The sequence below is a fragment of the Shewanella mytili genome (assembly GCF_046765975.1).
In the GTDB taxonomy this organism is placed as follows: domain Bacteria; phylum Pseudomonadota; class Gammaproteobacteria; order Enterobacterales; family Shewanellaceae; genus Shewanella; species Shewanella mytili.
The window spans coordinates 1-5,365 of record NZ_JBKOUD010000024.1; the positions used below are offsets into that span (position 1 = coordinate 1).

Consider the following 5,365-nt stretch of genomic DNA (forward strand, 5'->3'; position numbering starts at 1 on the left):
CGCTTAGCTCAGCTGGGAGAGCACCTGCCTTACAAGCAGGGGGTCACTGGTTCGAACCCAGTAGCGACCACCATTATCACAGCGAACAGCTTTCTAAATTGAAGAACAAAGGTTAATGACGCGGGGATTGCTAGGCAATGCCGTCAGACGGACATAACCTGTAAAAATTTGTCTGGTGACAATAGCATTGTGGTCCCACCTGATCCCATCCCGAACTCAGAAGTGAAACACAATCGCGCCGATGGTAGTGTGGGGTCTCCCCATGTGAGAGTAGGTCATCGCCAGACGCCTATTAAAGTCAAAAAGGCCACCCAATGGGTGGCCTTTTTGCGTTTACCGCTTTCACTACTGTTCTGGATGCCTGAACATGGCGCTTCACTGCATTCGCATATACTCCCCTGACACGAGGGGTAATGCAATCACAAGGGGGTGGGGGTACAATGAAGCCTTTCATTTCAGAACAGATTTCTTCATGTCAGCAACTCACATTTCACTAAAACCTTTTAATACCTTTGGGCTGGATGCAGCTTGTCAGACATTGGTTGAGGCCAACAGTGTTAGCGAATTACTGCAATACTGCCTTGCATTTCAAAAGCGGCAAACCCCCTTTATTGTCCTGGGCGGTGGCAGCAATTTATTGTTGCTGGAAAATTACCAGGGAGCGGTTATCCGGATACAACTTAAGGGGATTAGTGTCCATGAGGACAGTTCGTTTTATTACCTTACCGTTGCTGCCGGTGAGTCTTGGCATGGATTGGTGAAATACTGTTTATCCCACCATATGGCAGGCCTTGAAAACATGGCGCTTATTCCGGGAACCGTGGGCGCTGCACCCATTCAAAATATTGGGGCCTACGGGCTTGAGTTTGCTGATGTGTGCGAGTGGGTGGAGTATCTGGAACTCCCCGGTGGCGATATAAAAAGGCTAGCGGCCAGTGCTTGTGAATTTGATTATCGCGAGTCCATCTTCAAGGGGGAACTGCGGGATAAGGCGGTGATTACTCAAGTAGGGTTAAAACTTGCCAAAGCTTGGCAACCACGGCTGAATTATGGACCACTGCAGCATTTGGCGACAGACTCGGTTTCACCGCAGCAGATATTTGATGCGGTATGTGATGTGCGGCGACGGAAACTGCCGGATCCCAAAGTGCTGGGGAATGTGGGCAGTTGTTTTAAAAACCCGATAGTATCCGCTGCGCAGTATGCGCAATTGCATAGTGAGCATGGAGACATTGCCGCTCACCCCCTTCCCTCTGGTGAGGTAAAAATCGCAGCGGCCTGGCTTATCGACAAGGCGGGGCTAAAAGGAAAGCGCTTTGGCGGTGTTGGGGTACATGATGGTCAGCCATTGGTATTGGTGAATCACGGCGATGCGACCGGGACCGATGTGGCATTGGCGGTGCAATCCATTCGCGCCCGGGTGCAAAGCCTGTTTGGCATTGTGTTGGCGTTGGAGCCCAGAACCTATGGCGCCCAAGGCGAAAGGAGAATTTAACGATGTCTGGACAGTGGCACCGTAAACGGGAAATTCTGGCACATCTCAATGGTGGCGGGTTCGTGTCAGGGCAACTGCTGGCGCAATCTTTAGGTATCTCCCGCGCGGCTGTGGGTAAGCATATTGCGGCCCTGACGGACTACGGTATTGATATTTGCAGTGTTAAGGGCAAGGGATACAAGTTGTTTGCCCCGGTGTTTTTAATTGATGCGCCGCAACTGTTAGCCCACTGCGGCAATCGCTGTTTTTATTTCGATGAATTGGCCAGTACCAACGCCTTTTTGTTGCAGCATGCGGATGAATTGCAATGTGGTGATATCTGCATCAGCGAGTTTCAATCTGCAGGGCGGGGGCGCCGCGGTCGCAAATGGGTTTCTCCCTACGGCAGTCACCTTTATTTCTCCATGTTCTGGCATTTGCCCCAGGGCATGAGCCAAGCCATGGGACTGAGCCTGGTGGTGGCCTGCTCGTTGGTGCAAACGTTGCAAACATTGGGGGCCCATGATGTAGGGGTGAAATGGCCCAACGACATATTTTTTGAAGATCGCAAGTTGGCTGGCGTATTGATTGAAATGACAGGGACTGCCGATAGTGGCTGTGATCTGGTGATAGGCATCGGGGTCAACATTGCCATGCCAGAGCAGCAAGGGGCATTAATCGACCAGCCTTGGAGCGACCTGCAGCAGATATGGGAACATCCGGATAAAACATTGCTAGCCAAAACCTTACAACGTCAGTTATGTGCCGACTTGCGAGTGTTTGAACAGGCTGGATTGGCGGCATTCACTGCCCGTTGGCATGAGGCTGACATTTATCTTGGAAAAGAGGTGCGCCTGTTGCTGGGAAATAACAGCATCAGCGGCAGCTATCAGGGCATTGATGCCCAAGGCGGCATCATTTTAAAAACCGCCGATGGACTGGAGCATTTCGTGGGTGGGGAGATCAGTTTGCGGGCTAACTGATTTATTTATGCAGCAATACCTGTTCCATGGCGTGATCTTTGCCTTTTTTCAGGATCAGGTTCGCCCGCTCCCGAGTGGGCAGGATATTATGGCGCAAATTGGGGCCATTAATGGTATCCCATACATGAGAGGCCATTTTTACCGCTTCTTGGTCCTGCAAGTGGGCAAAATGGTGGAAGTAAGAGCGGGGGTCGGCAAAGGCACTGCTGCGAAATTGTAAGAAGCGATCCACATACCAGGTTTTCAGCCATTTTTCTTCGGCATCCACATAAATAGAAAAATCCACAAAATCAGAGACAAACGGACGCCTAATGCACACTGGCGAATCCAGTTCGGTTTGCAGCACATTAAGCCCTTCCAGGATCAAAATGTCGGGCTGACGGACACTGATGGTTTGGGGCAGACGATCGTAAGTAATATGGGAGTAAAGAGGGGCATGTACCTCTTCAACACCCGATTTAACGGCAGAGACAAACTCCACCAACTGCTTCATATCGTAACTTTCGGGAAAACCTTTACGCTGCAACAACCCCCGGCGCTTGAGCTCATCCAGCGGATACAAAAAGCCATCGGTAGTGATTAAATCGACTTTCGGGTGCTCAGACCAATGGCTCAGCAAGGCTTGCAAAATGCGGGCAGTGGTACTTTTCCCTACGGCCACGCTGCCGGCGATGCTGATGATATACGGGGTTTTGGCGGCTTGCTGCCCTAAAAACTGATTCAGTACCAACCGGCGTTGTTGTTTGGCTTTTACAATCAGGTTCAATAGCCGGCTCAGAGGCAAATAGATGTCGGTCACTTCAGGCAAGGAAATTTTTTCATTGATCCCGCGCAGCTCTGCCAAGTCAGCCTCAGTAAGTGTCAACGGTACCGCATTACGCAGTTCTGACCAGGAATCGCGACTAAAAGACAAATAAAGTGCCTGTCGAATAGTATCTTGCAGTGGCATCTGATTTCCTCGCATAGGGGGAAAGCACAGTACACCATGGATTATTATTCAACAATAAAAATCTTGAAGGATAAGGGGTAAGCGCCACAAATGAGATGGCCGGAGACGGGGAGCCATCTTGCGCAGGCATCAAGTCGTGGTTATCTCAGGCCAAAAAAGCGGCGTTTGAGTGATTTTTTATGAAAATTACCAATTTTATGTTGCACTCAGGGCCACATTTACCTAATATCCGCTACCGAAATGAATGCCGGCATAGCTCAGTTGGTAGAGCAACTGACTTGTAATCAGTAGGTCCCGAGTTCGACTCTTGGTGCCGGCACCATTCATTGGAGGGGTTCCCGAGTGGCCAAAGGGATCAGACTGTAAATCTGACGGCTCCGCCTTCGAAGGTTCGAATCCTTCTCCCTCCACCATTTTTTAAAGGTAATAGATAGCCTAGGTTAGGTGCGCGGGTATCGTATAATGGTAATACTCCAGCCTTCCAAGCTGATAACGCGGGTTCGATTCCCGCTACCCGCTCCAAAATCATGCTGATATGGCTCAGTCGGTAGAGCGCATCCTTGGTAAGGATGAGGTCCCCAGTTCGATTCTGGGTATCAGCACCAGCCCCCCTGGAAAGCATATCTGTTACCATATAAACTAAACGTTCGACGCTCTTGTGCGCCGGACTTTTTCATTATGTGCTTTGTTTCACCCCTAAAACAATCTTAGATTGAGGCAATACCATGTCTAAAGCTAAATTTGAACGTAGTAAACCCCACGTAAACGTGGGTACCATTGGCCACGTGGACCATGGTAAAACCACTCTGACTGCAGCTATCACAAACGTGTTGGCCAAAACTTACGGCGGTGAAGCAAAAGACTTTGCGTCAATCGACAACGCACCGGAAGAGCGTGAACGTGGTATTACCATCAACACCTCTCACGTAGAGTACGACACGCCAACTCGCCACTACGCCCACGTAGACTGCCCAGGGCACGCTGACTATGTTAAAAACATGATCACCGGTGCTGCGCAGATGGACGGCGCCATCCTGGTAGTAGCCGCTACCGACGGCCCAATGCCACAGACTCGTGAACACATCCTGCTGTCACGTCAGGTAGGCGTACCTTACATCATCGTATTCATGAACAAATGTGACATGGTAGATGATGAAGAGCTGCTGGAACTGGTAGAAATGGAAGTGCGTGAACTGCTGTCAGAATACGACTTCCCAGGCGATGACCTGCCAGTAATCCAGGGTTCAGCCCTGAAAGCGCTGGAAGGTGAACCAGAGTGGGAAGCGAAGATCGTTGAACTGGCCGAAGCGCTGGATTCATACATCCCAGAACCCGTACGTGACATCGACCATCCATTCCTGCTGCCAATCGAAGACGTATTCTCAATCTCCGGTCGTGGTACAGTAGTAACAGGTCGTGTAGAACGCGGTATCATCCGTGTAGGTGACGAAGTGGAAATCGTGGGTATCCACGACACCACCAAGACCACCTGTACAGGTGTTGAAATGTTCCGCAAGCTGCTTGACGAAGGTCGTGCAGGCGAAAACGTGGGTGTACTGCTGCGTGGTACCAAACGTGACGAAGTTGAACGTGGTCAGGTACTGGCAAAACCAGGCACCATCACTCCACACACCAAGTTCGAATCAGAAGTATACGTCCTGAGCAAAGATGAAGGTGGTCGTCACACTCCATTCTTCAAAGGCTACCGTCCACAGTTCTACTTCCGTACAACTGACGTAACCGGTACCATCGAACTGCCAGAAGGCGTAGAAATGGTAATGCCAGGCGACAACATCAAGATGGTAGTAAGCTTGATCTGCCCAATCGCGATGGATGAAGGTCTGCGTTTTGCGATCCGTGAAGGTGGCCGCACAGTAGGCGCCGGCGTGGTAGCGAAAATCATCGCCTAATCAGCGAAAGATTGATGAAAAAGGAAGCTTCGGCTTCCTTTTTTGTTTT

General features: G+C 50.4%; 4 protein-coding genes, 4 tRNA genes and 1 rRNA gene. 8 read left to right on the forward strand and 1 reads right to left on the reverse strand.

Annotated elements, in window-relative coordinates; genetic code table 11:
* Positions 1 to 171: 171 nt before the first annotated feature.
* The 3 genes from rrf (at position 172) to birA (ending at position 2,457) form a co-directional block, all read left to right on the forward strand.
* A 5S ribosomal RNA gene (gene rrf / locus ACIDEJ_RS15010) occupies positions 172 to 287 on the forward strand.
* Positions 288 to 472: 185 nt separating this feature from the next.
* Positions 473 to 1,495, forward strand: a complete 1,023-nt coding sequence (gene murB / locus ACIDEJ_RS15015) for a UDP-N-acetylmuramate dehydrogenase (RefSeq protein WP_411988869.1) — start codon at positions 473 to 475, stop codon at positions 1,493 to 1,495.
* Between the two features lie 2 nt (positions 1,496 to 1,497).
* Complete coding sequence (gene birA / locus ACIDEJ_RS15020; RefSeq protein ID WP_411988870.1) at positions 1,498 to 2,457, forward strand: bifunctional biotin--[acetyl-CoA-carboxylase] ligase/biotin operon repressor BirA; 960 nt, start codon at positions 1,498 to 1,500, stop codon at positions 2,455 to 2,457.
* A gap of 1 nt (position 2,458) precedes the next feature.
* Here the strand turns inward: birA and coaA are convergent, their stop codons facing one another.
* Positions 2,459 to 3,406: a type I pantothenate kinase gene (coaA, locus tag ACIDEJ_RS15025; RefSeq protein WP_411988871.1), complete on the reverse strand. Its 948-nt coding sequence runs from the start codon at positions 3,404 to 3,406 to the stop codon at positions 2,459 to 2,461.
* Between the two features lie 246 nt (positions 3,407 to 3,652).
* Between coaA and ACIDEJ_RS15030 the strand changes: the two genes are divergently transcribed.
* From ACIDEJ_RS15030 to tuf, 5 genes are all read left to right on the forward strand, one after another.
* Positions 3,653 to 3,728, forward strand: a tRNA-Thr gene (locus ACIDEJ_RS15030).
* 6 nt (positions 3,729 to 3,734) lie between these two features.
* Positions 3,735 to 3,819, forward strand: a tRNA-Tyr gene (locus ACIDEJ_RS15035).
* A gap of 35 nt (positions 3,820 to 3,854) precedes the next feature.
* Positions 3,855 to 3,928 (forward strand) — tRNA-Gly (locus ACIDEJ_RS15040).
* Between the two features lie 7 nt (positions 3,929 to 3,935).
* Positions 3,936 to 4,011, forward strand: a tRNA-Thr gene (locus tag ACIDEJ_RS15045).
* 120 nt (positions 4,012 to 4,131) lie between these two features.
* Complete coding sequence (tuf, locus tag ACIDEJ_RS15050) at positions 4,132 to 5,316, forward strand: elongation factor Tu (protein WP_411988797.1); 1,185 nt, start codon at positions 4,132 to 4,134, stop codon at positions 5,314 to 5,316.
* Positions 5,317 to 5,365 lie beyond the last annotated feature (49 nt).

Bases quoted from the DNA above. Each gene is read 5' to 3' on its own strand.
- murB (WP_411988869.1), top strand. From the start codon at position 473: ATGTCAGCAACTCACATTTCACTAAAACCTTTTAATACCTTTGGGCTG.
- birA (WP_411988870.1), top strand. From the start codon at position 1,498: ATGTCTGGACAGTGGCACCGTAAACGGGAAATTCTGGCACATCTCAAT.
- coaA (WP_411988871.1), bottom strand. From the start codon at position 3,406: ATGCCACTGCAAGATACTATTCGACAGGCACTTTATTTGTCTTTTAGT.
- tuf (WP_411988797.1), top strand. From the start codon at position 4,132: ATGTCTAAAGCTAAATTTGAACGTAGTAAACCCCACGTAAACGTGGGT.